Source organism: Salegentibacter maritimus (genome assembly GCF_016236915.1).
GTDB classification, from domain to species: Bacteria; Bacteroidota; Bacteroidia; order Flavobacteriales; family Flavobacteriaceae; genus Salegentibacter; species Salegentibacter maritimus.
The window spans coordinates 1-17206 of record NZ_JAEHOK010000007.1; the positions used below are offsets into that span (position 1 = coordinate 1).

The 17206-nt window shown below is 34.8% G+C and carries 12 protein-coding genes; 4 read left to right on the top strand and 8 right to left on the bottom strand.

Annotated features, from left to right (window positions below; genetic code table 11):
- Window positions 1-372: 372 nt before the first annotated feature.
- The 4 genes from I6U49_RS06665 to I6U49_RS06680 are packed head-to-tail and all read left to right on the top strand — an operon-like array spanning window position 373 to window position 6776.
- On the top strand, window positions 373-1056 hold the full coding sequence (locus tag I6U49_RS06665; RefSeq protein WP_198628071.1) for a hypothetical protein: 684 nt from the start codon (window positions 373-375) through the stop codon (window positions 1054-1056).
- A 5-nt stretch (window positions 1057-1061) separates the two neighbouring features.
- Complete coding sequence (locus tag I6U49_RS06670; protein ID WP_198628072.1) at window positions 1062-3848, top strand: TonB-dependent receptor; 2787 nt, start codon at window positions 1062-1064, stop codon at window positions 3846-3848.
- Window positions 3849-3851: 3 nt separating this feature from the next.
- Window positions 3852-5033 (top strand): DUF4249 domain-containing protein, encoded by a 1182-nt coding sequence (locus I6U49_RS06675; RefSeq protein ID WP_198628073.1) that lies wholly within the window; start codon window positions 3852-3854, stop codon window positions 5031-5033.
- A 9-nt stretch (window positions 5034-5042) separates the two neighbouring features.
- Window positions 5043-6776, top strand: a complete 1734-nt coding sequence (locus I6U49_RS06680) for a hypothetical protein (protein ID WP_198628074.1) — start codon at window positions 5043-5045, stop codon at window positions 6774-6776.
- A 188-nt stretch (window positions 6777-6964) separates the two neighbouring features.
- Here the strand turns inward: I6U49_RS06680 and I6U49_RS06685 are convergent, their stop codons facing one another.
- The 8 genes from I6U49_RS06685 to I6U49_RS06720 form a co-directional block, all read right to left on the bottom strand.
- A complete protein-coding gene (locus tag I6U49_RS06685) occupies window positions 6965-7186 on the bottom strand; it encodes a DUF6095 family protein (protein ID WP_198628174.1) in 222 nt (73 codons plus the stop codon).
- Complete coding sequence (locus I6U49_RS06690; RefSeq protein ID WP_232804651.1) at window positions 7186-8100, bottom strand: DUF4249 family protein; 915 nt, start codon at window positions 8098-8100, stop codon at window positions 7186-7188. Before I6U49_RS06690 ends, I6U49_RS06685 begins: the two co-directional genes overlap by 1 nt.
- 1 nt (window position 8101) lies before the next feature.
- Complete coding sequence (locus tag I6U49_RS06695; protein WP_198628075.1) at window positions 8102-10480, bottom strand: TonB-dependent receptor; 2379 nt, start codon at window positions 10478-10480, stop codon at window positions 8102-8104.
- A 230-nt stretch (window positions 10481-10710) separates the two neighbouring features.
- Window positions 10711-12930 carry an NADP-dependent isocitrate dehydrogenase gene (locus tag I6U49_RS06700; protein ID WP_198628076.1) on the bottom strand — a complete coding sequence of 740 codons (2220 nt, stop codon included), beginning with the start codon at window positions 12928-12930 and terminating at the stop codon, window positions 10711-10713.
- Between the two features lie 658 nt (window positions 12931-13588).
- Window positions 13589-15004, bottom strand: coding sequence for a S8 family peptidase (locus I6U49_RS06705; protein ID WP_198628077.1), 1416 nt, complete (start codon window positions 15002-15004; stop codon window positions 13589-13591).
- A 235-nt stretch (window positions 15005-15239) separates the two neighbouring features.
- Window positions 15240-15590 (bottom strand): 50S ribosomal protein L19, encoded by a 351-nt coding sequence (gene rplS, locus I6U49_RS06710; RefSeq protein ID WP_193711867.1) that lies wholly within the window; start codon window positions 15588-15590, stop codon window positions 15240-15242.
- 115 nt (window positions 15591-15705) lie between these two features.
- Window positions 15706-16392: a tRNA (guanosine(37)-N1)-methyltransferase TrmD gene (gene trmD, locus I6U49_RS06715; RefSeq protein ID WP_198628078.1), complete on the bottom strand. Its 687-nt coding sequence runs from the start codon at window positions 16390-16392 to the stop codon at window positions 15706-15708.
- Between the two features lie 51 nt (window positions 16393-16443).
- The gene (locus I6U49_RS06720) at window positions 16444-17028 is read right to left on the bottom strand and encodes a hypothetical protein (protein ID WP_227740399.1); all 585 of its coding nucleotides are present in this window, start codon (window positions 17026-17028) and stop codon (window positions 16444-16446) included.
- Window positions 17029-17206: the final 178 nt, after the last annotated feature.

A 17206-nucleotide genomic window follows, 5' to 3' on the forward strand; every position in this document is an offset into this window, starting at 1 on the left:
TCCTTCCACCATAGCCCTTTTAAACTGTTGAAACGTCCAGGTGCCCATACCCGTGTCGTGTGGAGTTAAGTTTGCCGCATATGAAACTCCCCAGGAACCCACAAAAGCAGTTAAATCCTGGTTCATTAGTATCTCACTTTATCACCTGATTTTACAATCAATCTTTTATATTCTCTATTCGGTTATAAGCTACCTTAGTTTAGGATAAGTAGCTTTAAACTTTTTGATGTTTTTTAATATGGCGAGAATATCCAGTTTATGATATCAATAGGGCCAATTTTTTGTGTATATTCGAAGAAATGATGCTATTCCTATATATTTTTATTGAAAACGATTAAAAACATTATTTGTCTGCTAATTTTATTCAGTTTTGTGCTCTTAGAGGACTTAGCTGCTCAGGATATTACGAGAAAGGATATATATATTCAATTTGATAAGCTTATTGGGATCGAAAACTCTGATCTATATAATGGTATTGCATATAATGAATTACATCAAATAGATCCTGAGGAAAATAAGTTTCTTTTTCCCTATGAAATGCATCCGGGTGATATAGTATATGATGGTAAAACCTACTATAACATATTACTAAATTACAATATATATAATGACGTTGTATTGGTGAAATTAAAAAATGACCTAGCTACTCATGTCTTTCAACTAATAACCGATAAGATTGAAGCTTTTGAAGTAAACAACTCAAAATATAAGCGAATTTCAGGAAATCAATTAAAGAAGATTCCTTCAGGAATTTACAAGATCTTGTATACTGATGAGAATCGAGATATCGTATTGATGGAAAAACATAGGTTAAAGGAAAGGAAGAATCTGAATGATAAGGTTACTGTTTATATGTATAAGAAACAAAAAAGCCACTTTGTTTTAAGAAAATATGGCGAACTTTTCTTTTTACAGGATAAAATAGATTTTCAGAAGGTATTTCCAGGTTCTAAAAAAGAGATTGTTAACTTTTATAAGGAGTATAATTCTTTGCGGAAATCCAATCAAAGTGAGTTTATGACTAAATTGATCGAACTTTTAATTTTAAAAAAATAATCGGGTTGAAGCAACAACTATTATTTCTTTCTTTTATGATTATTCCTTTTGTTTCGTTCTCTCAGGAAGAAACATTTTCTATTAATGCGGAAGGTATTACACTAAAAGAAATTCTTTTAGAGATTGAATCTCAAAGCAATTATACTTTTTTCTTTGTAGATAGCTGGTTGGATGCCGATCCTATTTCAGTAAACTTTCAGAATAAACCTCTAAATACAATTCTCACAGAAGTTTTTAAGGATACTTATTTGAATTATTATGTTTACAAAAATCAAATTATTCTAACTCCTAACAATTTGGTTTATGATGCGTTGCCCGAAGGATTTTTCGGGAGTGTAAATGATACTATAGGTAATAGTTTAACGTCTGGAGACAAAGCCGGGAAAAGGAATATGGAAAATATTAGCCCTATTTTTTATAAAGGAATACAAAATAGGAACTTAAATAAACCCATAAAAACCCTAAGTATCGGAAAAGAAACTACCGCAAAAAGTAACAAGAAATATTCTCTAAGTGGAGTGGTTACAGATAAGGTAAGTGGGAAGCCTATTTCTAATTTAGCCATTTTGGTTAAATCTAAGAATATTGGTGCTATAACCGATAGTCTTGGATACTATGAAATTAAATTGCCTCAAGGTGCAAATCTTCTCGAAACCCAGTCATTAGGTTCTGAAAACCTCAGAACTAGGGTGGTAATGTATAATAATGGAAAGCTTGATATTAGCTTAAATGAAACCTATGAAGAGTTAGGCGAAGTTTTTTTAGAAACAACTAATAATAACAATGTTTCTGATGCTATTGTAGGGTCTGAAACAATTAATGTAGAACAAATAAAGAATATTCCATTGGTATTAGGTGAACGTGATATTTTGAAAGTGGCCACTACTTTACCGGGAATTACAAAGGCAGGAGAGGGTGCGGCAGGTTATAATGTTAGAGGAGGGAGGGCAGATCAAAACCTTATTTTACTTGATGACGCGGTGCTTTATAATCCTTCACATTTTTTCGGGATATTTTCTGCTATCAATCCTTTCACTTCAGGAGATGTAAATATTTATAAGGGAAGTATTCCGGCTAAGTATGGAGGCCGGCTATCATCGGTTTTTGACATACATACCAAAAATGCCAATACACAGAAATTTAGTGGAGAAGCAGCAATTGGACCGGTTACTAGTAACTTATCTTTAGAAGTTCCGGTAGTAAAGAATAAATCTGGGCTTATAATTGGTGGACGTGCAACCTATTCAAACTGGATATTGAAAAATCTTGATGAAGAATCCCTTAATAATAGTGAGGCTTCTTTCTATGATATTATTGGCAAATACCACCATAGTTTTTATGATAAAAATAAAATTCAGGCTACAGGATATTTTAGTAAAGATAAGTTTAGTCTTACTTCCGATTCTTTATTCAGTTATCAAAACAGGTTAATGTCCATAAATTATGAACACAAATTCACCGAAGCCCATAAGGCAAATATCATTTTCTCTAACAGTGATTATAAATTCGATATAAGTTACGAAAACGACATTAGGGATAATTTTCAATCAGGATATAATATTAACGAGAGTGAATTAAAAATGATACTTGATTATGAGTTAAATGAAAATCATAACTTTATTTATGGATTATCCAGTAAACTCTATGTGGTAGACCCCGGGGAAATAAAACCTATAGGAGGGGAATCAGAAATAACTAAATTAAAAATACCCCGGGAAAGGGGACTGGAATCTTCAGTGTTTATTTCAGACGAGTTTAAAATAAGTGAGAAATTGCTCTTAAATGCTGGGGTGCGATATTCTATATATGCTGCATTGGGAGAAAGAAGTCAGAGAATTTATGAAACCGGGCTCCCAAAAAGCACAGCTACTGTGCTAGATACTTTAAATTATAAGAATAATGAGGTGATTGAAACCTATGGAGGGGCAGAGGCCCGCCTATCGGCTCGTTACTTTCTAAAGCCAAATTTATCAGTAAAAGCTTCCTATAATAATACTTATCAATACATTCACACATTAACAAACAATACTACCATCTCTCCTACAGATATTTATAAATTATCAGATTTAAATATAGCCCCTCAGAAAGCAAATCAATACTCTTTAGGTCTTTATAAAAATATAGATAATAATTTGTATGAATTAAGCGCGGAAGCTTACTATAAAAGGTCTAAGGATTTATTGGATTTTAAAACCGGCGCAAAATTATTTTTGAATGAAAATGTAGAAACCGAAGCACTTCAGGGAGTTGGTAAATCTTACGGTATCGAGTTTCTTGTTAAGAAAACAAGAGGTAAATTAAATGGATGGCTGGGGTATACTTACTCCAGGTCCCTAATTAAATTAGATAGTGAATTTAACGAGCAGATTGTAAATGCAGGAAGATATTTCCCTTCAAATTTCGACAAGCCACACGATGTAAGTTTGGTAGCCAATTACAAGATTACTAAAAGGTTTAGTTTTTCGGCTAATTTTGCTTATCAAACCGGTCGCCCGGTCACTTACCCTATTGGTCAATATGATTTTAATGGCGCAGAATACGTTTTTTATAGTGACCGAAATAAATATAGAATCCCAGATTATTATAGACTGGACTTAAGCTTTAATATAGAGGGAAATCATAAAATTGATAAGCTGGCACATAGCTTTTGGAATATCTCTATTTACAATGTATTAGGAAGAAATAACCCATATTCTGTATTTTTTGTAACTAAAGATGGAAAAGTCGAAGCTTTACAAAGTTCTATTTTTTCTGTGCCTATTCCCACAATCACTTATAATTTTAAATTTTAAGTAATGAGAAGTTATGCTATAAAATACATAGTGGTTTTTAGTCTTCTCATAAGCGTTTTTGGCTGTGTAGAGCCGTTTGATATAGAAACTGAAAACCTGGAAAGTGCTCTGGTAATTGAGGCAACCATTACTAATGAATATAAGAAACAGGAAATTAAACTTTCCCGAACTTATGCGCTTGGTGATGAAGGTCCAAATCCTGAATCTGGGGCTCAGGTGAAAGTTGTAAACCTATCTGGAGATTTGTATCAATTTCAGGAAGAAGAACCTGGAGTTTATAGATCATCTCAAGAATTTTCTGTTGAGAATAATAGTTCATCTTATCAATTAGAAGTTATTACCAGTGACGGAAAAACCTATGCCTCAGAACCTGTAAAACTCGATGCCTCTAGTGAAATTATGGAAATGGATATTGTGAAATCAACACAACCTATTAACGGTGTGGAAAAAGAAGGTTTGGCACTAACCGTAAACTCTGGAGAAAATGATTCGAAATTTTATCGTTATACTTATCAGGAAACCTATGAGTTTCGTTCACTTTATAGAATACCATTTAAGTTTATTCTTGAGAACGGGGTTATAGATACAGCTCCCAAAACAGAAGAAGAATATCTTTGTTATGTTACAAGAGATTCAGAAAGTATCATAATTTCCAGTTCCTCAAATATAGTTAATGAAGCTGTAAGTGATTTTCCTGTACGATTTCTAAGTAAGGAAAATCCGGCTATTTCTTACAGATATAGCTTACTTGTTAAACAATATAGTCTATCCAGGGAAGCTTATACTTTTTACGAAGTTCTAAATGAATTATCTGGTTCTGAAAGTCTTTTTTCACAAAATCAGCCGGGTTTTGTGAATGGAAATGTCTTTTCGGTAGATAATCCTAACGAAAAGGTGCTTGGTTATTTTAGTGTTTCTGCCGTAGATTCACATAGAGTTTTCTTCAATTTTACAGACTTTTATGATAGGACAGAAAGACCTCCGTACCCTTATAATTGTACGATTACCAGGCCAGAATATCCTGTTCTTTTAAATGCTGTTGAAAATGATGCAGTAAGCCTTATAAGCCAGGCTAATGGCGGTGCCGATAGTGAAGGAATGGGGCCCTATAGAGTGGTGCCGAAGCCTTGTGTTGATTGTAGGGTTTTTGGAGTTAATGTTAAACCCGATTTTTGGGAAGATTAAACTATGGGAATGAAAACAATTTATTTCTCACTTTTATTTTTATTCTTAGCCTCTTCTGCTTTTGGTCAGAAACCTGAGGCTAAGTTTAAAGAACAGCAGTTTAAACCAGAAGAGAAAGTTTTTGTGGACTACAATTCTTCTCTTGTTTTTCCTGGTGAATATCTTTATTACAAAGTTTACGTGCTTAACGATAAAACCAATAGAATAAGTTCTTTAAGTCAAATAGCTTATGTGAAAATGGTGAGCGAAAATGGAGAAACAATTTTTACTCATAAAATAAATACAGCTTCAGGCACAGGCAATGGTGATTTTTTTGTGCCCACAAATATTGCCTCTGGGACTTATAAATTAATTGCATTTACAGATTGGATGTATAACAAAAGTGACACCAACTTCTTTAGTGGGACTGTATTTGTTATTAATCCTTATACCACCAAAGGCGAAAAAAGTTTAAAACGTGTTGCTTCGGCTCAAGTAGATGATATAAATACAATTTCAGAAAAAGAAAATTCAGCAACAGGAATTATTAAGTTATCAAATAAAGCAATATTCAATAAAAGAGAAGAAGTAAAGCTTCTTTTAGATTCATTAAAACTTAAAGAGGGGAACTATTCCCTGTCTGTTTATAAAAAGAATAAATTAAAACTTCCCGATAAACTGAATATTTCTAATTTTCAGAAGATATATACAAAGGAAGATAACTATTCAAATTCTACTTCAAGTCAACCTTATCTTCCAGAACTTCGGGGGGACTTATTTAGGGGAACGATATCAACAACTAATAAAAATCTTTCTGTTTCAAACCAAAGTTTGGCGGTCTCAGTGCCCGGAGATAATTTTCAGCTTAAAATAAGTAATACTAATGAAGAAGGGATGTTTTATTTTAACCTGGATGCCAGCCAGAGTGTAGATAATTTAGTAGTTCAGATGATGGGAGAAAATGCGCACGACTTTGAAATTGAATTAGATTCGCTTCCAAAATTTAACTATTCTTCACTTTATTTTCCACCATTGGAGATAAGTCCTGATATGGAATCGGAAATTGTAAAGCGTAGTGTATTTAATCAAATAGAGAATAGCTATTATAGTATTAAGCCCGATACATTAAAGACTCAGGGAAAAAAGGAACCATTTTTTGGCTCTAAAAACATAGCAGTTTATCCTTTAGATGACTATACCAGGTTTCCTACTGTTAAAGAGACTTTTATAGAAGTAATTAGTGCTGCTAAGATTAGAGAAAATAAAAAGGGCGAGAGTGTATTTGGAGTATACTCCAGAAATAGTGATTTAGAATTTATTAGTAGTGCACTTCTTCTTGTAGACGGACTTTATATAGAGAATACTGAAGCTTTAATGAATTATAGCGCAAATAAAATAGATGTAATTAAAGTGGTGAGGAATGAATATTATTATGGTTCTAAAATTTTTGGTGGAATAATCTCTATCGAAACCAAAGAGAATGATTTTGTAGGTAGCTACCAATCAGGTTCCTTGAAAAAATTTGATATAATACCAGTAAGAGCTGCCAAAAATTATTATGTGGTTAATTATAAGAAACAGGAGCTTGATAGGATTCCCGATTTTAGAAGGCAATTATTATGGGAGCCTAGGCTTACTAATAATTTTCAAAATATAAGTTTCTTTACCTCAGATGTTGAGGGTGATTATATAATCACGCTTCAGGGTATTAGTAACGATGGACGTATAATTTTTGATCAAATATGCTTTGAGGTGGTAGATTAAAACTGTATTTATTGGCACCGCCAAAGGCTGTAATACCCTGAGGTAGTTTACTAGTAAGTTAAAATGTTAATTAGGAGTATGTTAGAAATTGTATTTATAAATTATAAAGCTAATATTTTAGCGCTTAAGGCAATCTTTTGTTTGCTTATCTTATTACTTAATTAACTGAACAAAATATTATATTTCTTCTAGTCAAAAACAGCCTTTACTATTGTCATTATTCCTTTAAATAATAAAAGCATAGCCGCGATTAAGGCTATGATTCCCAGAATTAAAACCGGGATATAATAGGGGTGTTCCTGGTTATTAAAGGCCGTGAAAAGCACAGAAGGGCCTATTAATATTAATGGAAGTGCAAAAGCCAGGTATTTAATTCCTTTACCAAGTATTTTTTTATCGGTGTGTTTCATCATTGCACAATATAAGTAGTAGAATCTGCTTCTGAAAGTCTAAAATAACCAAAAGGATAATTTTCTGGATTGGATTGGTTAATAATATTTCCTTTTACCGTTGCGGGTTGAGACTGGAAAGGCCCCCCGCCGTTATCTCCACCTTGAGAGCGTAATATAAATAAATAGTTATAAAATGCTTTAGATATCCCTTCCATAGTGATAAATACTTCATCACCAGGCACCAAATCTTCGTCGGAATAGGAAGCTGAAAACTGATTACCGTCTGTAAATTTATCTTCGTAAATTTCCAGGGAAAGTTTAGAAATTGAGAAATCTTTAAAAGTAAAAAGATAAAAATTTTCTTCACCTTTTGGATCAGTAAAAAAAGGTTCAATCTCCAGGTCTTCGCGGGTAAAGCCACCTTCGTTATTCTGTTCAATAAAGTCTATTCCAGAAACAGGTACAAAATTGGAACTGGCGGTATATATTTCTTCTTTATACTTTATTTCTAAAGTATATTCTTCTTCAAGTTTGGGCTTGAAACTAGTATTGGTGTAAATGCCCTGTTCCTGATGTTTAAAAATAAATTCTTCTCCATTTTTGGATCTAATAATAATTTCGGCATCACTCACGGTTGCTATTTCGTCTTCATAGTAACCAGTAGTTTCTGTTAATATAATTTTCTGTTCATTGCCAGGGGTGTCCATATACCAAAGCAAGGATGCATCTACTACAAGCCTGGGGGAGCTTTCTTCTAAATTCAACTCTATAACTTCCTCGCAAGAAATTAAAACTGAAGTAAGGAATAAGAGGCTTAAATACTTTATTGGCAGCACCAAAGCGTATAACACCCCAAGGCTTGCCTCTAAATTAAAAATTTGTTTCCAACGTATGCCTCTTAGGCTTGCCCCTAGGTAGTTTACTTTTTTCATCTTAAAATTTAAAATTATAGGTCACAGATGGTATGATTCCGAATAGGCTTAATTTTGCTGCTTCATTACGTCCGGTTTCGTCATTCTCTCTAAAACTTATAGAATTGGCGTTTTTTCTATTGTATACGTTGTAAATTCCAAAATTCCAGGACGATTGCAAGCCATCTTTTTTATTTGGTTTGGGTACGTAGGTTGCAGAAAGGTCTAACCTATGGTAGGCAGGTAATCTATTGCTGTTTCTATCACCGTAAACCGGTACATTTATTCCGTTAAAGTTATATTGCCCGGTAGGGTAGGTAACCGGTAAACCTGTTTGAAACGCAAAATTTAGGCTAAAATCCCATTTAGAATTGTAATCGTAGGTGCCGGTTAGGTTTATATCGTGGGTTTTATCATAACTGGTAGCATACCATTTTCCATTATTTATGCCGCTTTCAATGGGGGTTCTACCGGGAGTTTGTTGTTCAGATTTAGATAAAGTATAGGCTAACCAACCGGTTAGGCGGCCTTTGTTCTTTTTAGCTAAGACTTCTAAACCATAGGCCCTGGAGCGTCCGTTTAAAATAATAGTTTCAATATTATTGTTCGCAATAAGATTTGCGCCATTTACATAATCTATTCTATTTTGAATGTCTTTATAAAAAACTTCAGATTCTAGGGTATAAGTTCCCTGTTGAAATTTACGAAAATAGCCTAGTGCATATTGGTCTAAAATTTGAGGTTGAATAAAAGGACCACTTGGAGCCCAAACATCAAGGGGAGTAGGGGAACTGGTGTTGGAGATTAAATGCAGGTATTGAGCCATTCTGTTATAACTGGCTTTTATCGATTGGGTAGCGTTGAAATTATAGGCTAAGGCAAGTCGGGGTTCTAAATTAGAATAAGTTTTTATTACTTCAGATCGGGAATATGTTTTTTCATTCATAGGTTCTGCTTCCTCATATATATCTAAACTTTCATTATAAATAATAGGGTTGTCGTCCCGGTATTCGTTGAAGCTGTCCTGCCCCAATCTAAAGAAGTTGCTAAACCTTAAACCATATTCTGCCGAAAAACTATTAGATATTTTGTGCTCTACAGAAAAGTAAGTGGCATTTTCAAAAGCATATTTATTGGTGAGTTTAAAATAATTAATTCCTGATTTTTCATCTATAGGTTCAATCTCACCGGGGTTAAATTCGTGGTAAGTATTATGAATGCCATATTCCAGTTGAAACGTATCGTTTAAATAGTGATTAAAATCGTATTTGATATTTAGATTTTTAATGCCACTATCCCAATTGAATCCTACAAAATCAAGGGTAAGTCCATAATAGTAATCGCTATAAATTAACGACAAATTGGTAAAGATATCATCTGAAACCAGGTGATTCCATCTAAGGTTAAAAACCGAATTTCCGTAGGTATTTATAAAATTCTGATTTATATCAAACACATCACGACCAAAATAACCTGAAAATAATAATTTATTATCGTCATTTATGGAGTAAGTAAGTTTTGCATTTAAATCGTAGAAGTAAGCTATGTTTGGATTATTGGCTAATTTTAGAAATAAATGTGCATACGAACTACGGCCACCAACCAGGAAGGAACCTTTATCTTTTACAATGGGTCCTTCGGCCAGTAATCTACTTGAAATAACGCCAATTCCCCCCTGGGCCTCAAAAGTTCTGCTATTGCCATCGCGTTGATATATGTCTAGTACAGAGGAAACCCGGCCGCCATATTTTGCAGGAATTCCTCCTTTATATAATTTAAGGTCTTTAATGGCATCAGGATTAAACACCGAAAAGAAACCAAAAAGATGAGAGGAATTAAAAATAGTGGCTTCGTCAAGCAAAATAAGGTTTTGATCTACCGCCCCACCGCGAACATTAAAGCCTGAAGCTCCTTCTCCTGCATTAGAGACACCCGGTAGTAATAAAAGCGATTTTATAACATCTACTTCCCCAAAAACTACCGGTAACTTTTGAATACTGTTTATAGAAAGCTTGTTAACACTCATCTCCGGATTTTTTAGATTAAAGCCTTCGTTGGTAGAAGTTATTACTACTTCATTTAAATTTTCTGAACTCGCAGTAAGTGCGGTGTTAAATGTGGTATCGCCATCTATACTAATCGTCTCTTTAATACTTTGAAAACCCAAATATGAAATCTCTATAGTATAGGTGCCTTTAGGTAATTTTATGGAATAGAAACCATATTCGTTGGTAATTACGCCTTTTTTCTCTTCAGGAATAAGAATGTTAACCCCAATTAAAGTCTCATTGTTGGATGTATTGCTAATTGTTCCTTTTAGAGTGTACTTTTCCTGAGCATTTAAACCCAGGCTGATAAAAAAGAAAACTAATATTAAAGAGGAGGGAAGTGAGAGTTTCAATTTTTTAAGTAAATATAGTGTAGAAGCTTATTATTTAAAAGCTTAATTACATTATTAAGAATTGTTGAAGGATTGCGGTTATAAAAATAAAGCCGGAAAACACTTTCCGGCTTTAAATTCAATCTGTTCAATGTTAAAGAGGTTGAAACTTCAAGGCCTGGAGCCGAAATTCCATTTTCTTTTTTTTATAGCTAGTGGATATACCGTGAGCATATAAAATTAGAAAAAAACTACCCTAAAATATCGTTCAAAAGCTTACTTGGTCTCATAGCTTTAGAAGTAAGCTCTTCTTCGGGTTTGTAATAACCTCCAATATTTACCGGAGATCCCTGTGCATCTATAAGCTCTTTATTAATTTGCTCTTCATTTTCTTCTAACTTCGAAGCAATAGTTTTGAAATGTTCTTTTAGGTCGGTGTCTTTATCCTGAGCGGCTAAAGCTTGTGCCCAATATAAAGCCAGGTAAAAATGACTTCCGCGGTTATCAAGTTCATTTACTTTTCTGGATGGAGATTTACTATTCTCCAAAAATTTGTTAGTTGCTTCATCTAAAGCTTCAGAAAGAACAAGGGCTTTTTTGTTTTCATATTTTTCACCTAAATGCTCTAAAGAAGCCGCCAGGGCAAGAAATTCGCCCAGCGAATCCCAACGTAAGTGGCCTTCTTCCAAAAACTGTTGTACGTGTTTAGGGGCAGATCCACCGGCACCGGTTTCAAACAAACCTCCGCCATTCATTAATGGAACTATAGAAAGCATTTTGGCACTGGTTCCTACCTCTAGAATCGGGAAAAGATCGGTTAAATAATCTCTTAAAACGTTTCCAGTAACCGATATGGTATCTTTTCCGGCTTTTACACGTTCTAAAGTATATTTAGTAGCTTCAGCAACCGACATTATTTTAATCTCCAAACCTTCGGTATCGTGGTTTGGTAAGTAATGATTTACTTTTTTGATAAGTTCTGCATCGTGAGCACGGTTTTCGTCTAACCAGAAAATAGCCGGCCATCCGGTTGCTTTTGCTCTGTTAACTGCTAATTTAATCCAATCCTGTACGGGTGCATCTTTAACCTGGCACATTCTCCAAATATCACCTTCTTCAACCACATGTTCTGTTAGTACTTTTCCACTTTCATCTACTACACGAACAGTTCCGGCAGCCGGAATCTCAAAAGTTTTGTCGTGAGAACCATACTCTTCAGCTTTTTGAGCCATTAGCCCTACGTTTGGAACAGTTCCCATAGTGGTAGGATCAAAAGCACCATGTTTTTGGCAAAATTCAATGGTTTCCTGGTAAAGAGGAGCATAACTACTATCTGGAATTACCGCTTTGGTATCCTGGGTTTCGTTATTTTTATTCCACATTTGGCCAGAGGTTCTAATCATTGCCGGCATAGAGGCATCAATAATAACATCACTTGGTACGTGAAGATTGGTAATTCCTTTGTCAGAATTTACCATCGCTATATCGGGCCCTTGTTCAAGGTTAGATTCAATTTTAGACTCTATAGCGGCTTTTTTATCGGCAGGAAGTTTTTCAATAGCGTTTAAAATATCTCCCAATCCGCTGTTTGGATCACCACCTGCATTTTTAATTTCTTCGCCATATTCATTAAAAACGTCTTCAAAAAATACTTTTACCGCATGGCCAAAAATAATGGGGTCAGAAACCTTCATCATAGTAGCCTTCATATGCAATGAAAAAAGGATTCCTTTTTCTTTGGCGTCTTTTACCTGTTCCCTAAGAAACTTTAAAAGAGCGTTTTTACTCATTAGGCTGGCATCAATAACTTCACCTTTAAGTAGCTGCAGGTTATCTTTAAGCACTTTTTTATCACCACTTTCTGAGGTGAATTCAATTTTTACACTAGTATCTTCGCTAAGGGTTAAAGACTTTTCGTTGGCCTTAAAGTCTCCACCATTCATAGTAGCAACATGAGATTTGGAGCTTGAGCTCCATTTACCCATAGAATGAGGGTGATTTTTAGCGAAATTCTTTACTGCTTTAGGAGCTCTTCTATCAGAGTTCCCTTCACGAAGTACCGGGTTTACGGCACTACCCTTAACCTTGTCATAGGTAGCCTTTATTTTCTTTTCCTCATCATTAGATGCTTCGTCTGGATAATTAGGTAGTTTATATCCCTTCTCTTGAAGCTCCTTAATAGCCGCCTTAAGCTGCGGGATAGAAGCACTAATATTAGGTAGTTTAATAATGTTGGCCTCAGGCTTCTTGGCGAGCTCTCCCAGCTCGGTTAAATCATCGCTTACTTTTTGTTCTTCTGACAGGTATTCAGGAAATTGTGATAAAATTCTACCGGCCAGGGAAATATCTTTGGTTTCCATACTAACGTTGGCCGCTTTGGTATACGACTTTACGATTGGGTAGAAAGAGTAAGTGGCTAAAGCAGGGGCTTCATCTGTTTTTGTATAAATTATCTTGCCAATTTGTGTCATTATGTAATTTTTATAGCTAATTAATTATGAAATGTCTAAATTCACTGAACGCCCAATTTTTACTGGGCGTTCGAGTACTGCGCAATATAATATTTTTCAAGCTTTTATCATAGCTGAAGCAACATGAAAGCTTGTTAATTATTAGTAAAGAAACATAAAAAAGCCATTTCATCTTAATAGCTAAAATGAAATGGCTTCAACTGAAATAATACATGCTCACTGAATTTTCGAAATTCTTTAAGGAAAAAATCCCGGTGTGTACTATTTCAATGATTCAAAAATAAAAACTCAAAACAGTTATATTCCTGAATCTAAAGGTTCTTATCCTTCAAACTTCTTTTGACCTGGCAAAAATGAGCGTTATATAGAAGATAAAAACCATAGGTAAAGGTTTTTAAGCTTTACCGGGAATTCGTTGATTAGAAATCCTTTTGTCATTTCTTTTTTCGACCAATTCCTAGATTAAATATACAAACAAATATAAGTTTCTGCAAGAAATTTAACATTTTAATACACAGTTGTTTACGTGGTTTTTTGCTTTGATTTTAATTTTTTAAAAAGAAGCTGTCTGAAAAGGTTCTAAACCCTTAGCTTGAAACAAGCTAAGCTTGAGGAAAGTACACTTTTTTGGGCAGCCCCTTTAATTTTTAATAACTACCTACTCTGTTACTGCACGATAGGCGTTTATTCTTCCTTTTCCAAAGTATAAGCTCTTGCCATTTCCATCAATCTTGTCGGCTGTCTTTTCAATTTGTTTCTGAACTTCTTTAGGGCTCATTTTTCCGTTTTTAGCAATAATTAATGCAGCGATCCCTGAAACATGTGGTGCAGCCATGCTTGTTCCTGCACTCCAGTATGCGCTGTTGTTATTACCGGTACTTAGAATCATATCTTCAAGAGCAACGTCAAAATCACCTCCTGGAGCAGCAACATCTACTAAAGATTTTCCATGGGTGGTATAACTGGCCGGAATATCAAAGTTGGTATAATCTGCTGTTGCATCATAACCATTAGGTGCGGTTGCCGATACCGTAAGCACATTATTAAGTCCTCCTGGTATTTTTATATAGGCTGAATTCCCATCATAATTAATGCCATCATTTCCTGCAGTGGCTATTATGACACTACCTTGTTTTGCAGCGAAATTCAGGGCTCGTTGTTGGGCATTTACAATTTCCATAACGTATTTACCCGGTATTTTGAAAGGTACACCATTGGCGTCAATCAGTTTTCCATTTTTATTTAAGGTTGCACCCAGGCTCATGTTAATTACATCTGCTTTATTGGCACCGGCATAAATAATACCTGCGTTAATAGAACTAAAAGCACCTCTACCAGTAAACTCAGAAAGCACTTTTACTGCAACAAGTTCAGCGTTTGGTGCAACCCCTATAAGTCCTAAACCATTTTGGGCGGCAGCAATAGTTCCTGCTACGTGCGTGCCGTGGTTGTTAAATGGGGTGCTTTCTAAAATATTCCAGTCTTCTCCAGGTACAAATGAAGCCGAAAGTGTTGTGTTTAAATTGGGAGCCAGTTCTACATGTTCAGCATCTATCCCCGAGTCAAGCACAAATACGTTGGCCCCGCTTCCCGTAAATCCGGCATTCCAGGCTTGTGGTGCATCAATCGCCTCCAGGCCCCATAGGTAATCGTAGTAATAATAGGGCTCTGTGCTTCCAATGCTTGGCGTAGCATCAGGGAGGTTAGATTCTATATTTTCAGAAGTTGGTATCCAGGCTATTTCATAATCTGGAACAACAGAAGTAACGTTTCTTTTCTTTATGGTATTCTGAATGAAATTTGCATCTTTTGAGCTTACAATAGAAATTCCAATTTCAGGAATTGAACTTACAATCTTCCCGCCGCTTTTTGTAAGATCTTCCTCCACACTTTTTGTTGAATTGCTTGAATTTGAAATAACCATGTAATTTGTAAATGGAGGCTCTTTTAGTTCTGTAAAAGCATTTTCCTCCTTATTAGGTAAATTCTCTTCTTTTTCACAAGCGCTAAATAAAGCTCCAAGAAAGAAAATACATGCCAGTGTTCTCCATACCTGAATTGTTGTTTTTTTCATAATATATGTTTTAGTTTTTTAATGCGCTTTAAATTACATGATTACATGTGTTTAATGAAATATTAGTAAAATATTTTTAGTTAAAATATCTTAAGGGTTAGGTTTTTATTGTTTTGTAGTGTAATTATTGATAAAAACAAAATATCAAGGCATTGTGTGAAAATAGGTGTGAAAAAATATAAATAAAAAAAGCCCCGAATTCTCGGGGCTTTCTATAAATTTAATAAGATGCGATTTATCTTTTAGCTTCCTTAATACGGGCTTTTTTCCCGGTAAGTTCTCTAAAGTAATAAATACGAGCTCTTCTTACTTTTCCTCGCTTGTTCACTTCAATTTTTTGAATTGCAGGAAGGTTTAGAGGGAAAATTCTTTCAACACCTACAGTACCACTCATTTTTCTAATGGTGAATGTTTGTGAAGAACCGCTTCCTCTTTTCTGAATTACAACCCCTTTAAAAAACTGGGTACGGGTTTTTTGACCCTCTTTAATTTCGTAATACACAGTAATGGTATCACCTGCAGAAAATTGAGGTAAATCTTTTCTTTCAACGAATTCGTCTTGTACGTACTTAATTAACGATTCCATAATTGTCTTTATTAATATAAAATCTAAAACAACATACACGGACCTCGCCAGAGGTTATTTTAGAACGAGTGCAAAAGTATTAATTTTAATTTATAATGCAATTGTGAAATTGCAATTATTTTTCTGTTTCATCCAAAAGATCAGGTCTTAAGCGTTTGGTTCTTTCCCAGGCTTTTTCCTCCCGCCAGGCTTCTATCTTTGGAAAATTGCCAGAGGTTAATACTTCCGGAACTTTCCACCCTTTATATTCGGCCGGCCTTGTGTAAACCGGTGGCGCTAACAGGTTATCCTGAAAAGAATCGGTTAAGGCCGAAGTCTCATTGCCTAGTACCCCGGGAATTAACCTGATAATGGCATCACAAACTACGGCAGCACCCAGTTCTCCACCAGAAAGCACATAATCACCAATAGATATTTCTTTGGTAATAAAGTGATCACGTACTCTTTGGTCTACACCTTTGTAATGCCCACACAATATAATAAGGTTTTCTTTAAGGGAAAGTGAATTAGCTGTTTTTTGGTTAAAACGTTCTCCATCAGGACTCATATAAATCACCTCCTCATAATCCCTTTGGCTCTTAAGATTGGAAATACATTTGTCTATAGGCTCTATCATCATTACCATTCCGGCACCACCCCCAAATTGATAGTCATCTATTTGTTTGTAATTATCGGTTACATAATCTCTTAAATTATGCAAGTGGATTTCTACATGGCCGCTATCTATGGCTCTTTTTACAATAGAAGCATCAAAAGGGCTTTTAAGTAAATCTGGAACAACGGTAATTATATCTATGCGCATATTTTAGTATAAAATGCAAAGATGCTAATTAAATATTAAGCTGAAGAAGAATTATTCTTTAGCTTTATTTTTCTCATCTTGTAGCATACGGCCTAAACGTTGTTCTTTTTCCAGGGCTTTCGCACGATAGGCGTCAAATTCTTTTTCGGTTTCGTTTAGCCTATGTCTAGCTTCTTTGGTAGTGGCATTAGAGTTTTTAAACTTATAAATAAAGAAAAGAAGAGCAAGGATTAAAAAACCTACTATTCCCCACATCATGGCCATATAGCTACCTTTGCTAAAAGGCATTCCCAGAAATTTTATCGCGTCCTTTTCTTCGTTTACGCGCTTTAGGTCTTCCTGGGTAGCAGCTAATTGATTTTTAAGGTTTTCAATTTCTTCACTTTGGCTCTCTATTGTGCTTTGCTCTTGCTGTAACTCGTTTTTTAAATCTTGTACGTGACGTTTTGTGTTGTTGCGCAGCTCGATTAAAGCGTCATAATCTACCACTTTATAGCCCTGGTAGTTATTTGATGATTCGATAAGATTATCGAATTCATCTTCAATAAAATTAGATGTAGCTAAAGAATCTTGAGCGGTTAAAGCACCAACTGAAAATATTAAAAGTAAACTTGAAAAAATAATGTTACGCATCATTTGGGTTTTTCTGGTTGAGAATTTATATGCTTGAACGCCTGCATTTTCTACTTATTGTATTGGCCTTCAATATTTTGAAATTTATTTGCTAAATTCCTTTAAATTAATAATTTGAGCGCGCAAATGTAACGTATTTCAACTTAAAAACCCACCGTCTAAGGGTGGGTTTTTTTGTAAA

Bases quoted from the DNA above. Each gene is read 5' to 3' on its own strand.
- I6U49_RS06675 (WP_198628073.1), top strand. From the start codon at position 3,852: ATGAGAAGTTATGCTATAAAATACATAGTGGTTTTTAGTCTTCTCATA.
- I6U49_RS06680 (WP_198628074.1), top strand. From the start codon at position 5,043: ATGAAAACAATTTATTTCTCACTTTTATTTTTATTCTTAGCCTCTTCT.
- I6U49_RS06685 (WP_198628174.1), bottom strand. From the start codon at position 7,186: ATGAAACACACCGATAAAAAAATACTTGGTAAAGGAATTAAATACCTG.
- I6U49_RS06690 (WP_232804651.1), bottom strand. From the start codon at position 8,100: ATGAAAAAAGTAAACTACCTAGGGGCAAGCCTAAGAGGCATACGTTGG.
- I6U49_RS06700 (WP_198628076.1), bottom strand. From the start codon at position 12,930: ATGACACAAATTGGCAAGATAATTTATACAAAAACAGATGAAGCCCCT.
- I6U49_RS06705 (WP_198628077.1), bottom strand. From the start codon at position 15,004: ATGAAAAAAACAACAATTCAGGTATGGAGAACACTGGCATGTATTTTC.
- rplS (WP_193711867.1), bottom strand. From the start codon at position 15,590: ATGGAATCGTTAATTAAGTACGTACAAGACGAATTCGTTGAAAGAAAA.
- trmD (WP_198628078.1), bottom strand. From the start codon at position 16,392: ATGCGCATAGATATAATTACCGTTGTTCCAGATTTACTTAAAAGCCCT.
- I6U49_RS06720 (WP_227740399.1), bottom strand. From the start codon at position 17,028: ATGATGCGTAACATTATTTTTTCAAGTTTACTTTTAATATTTTCAGTT.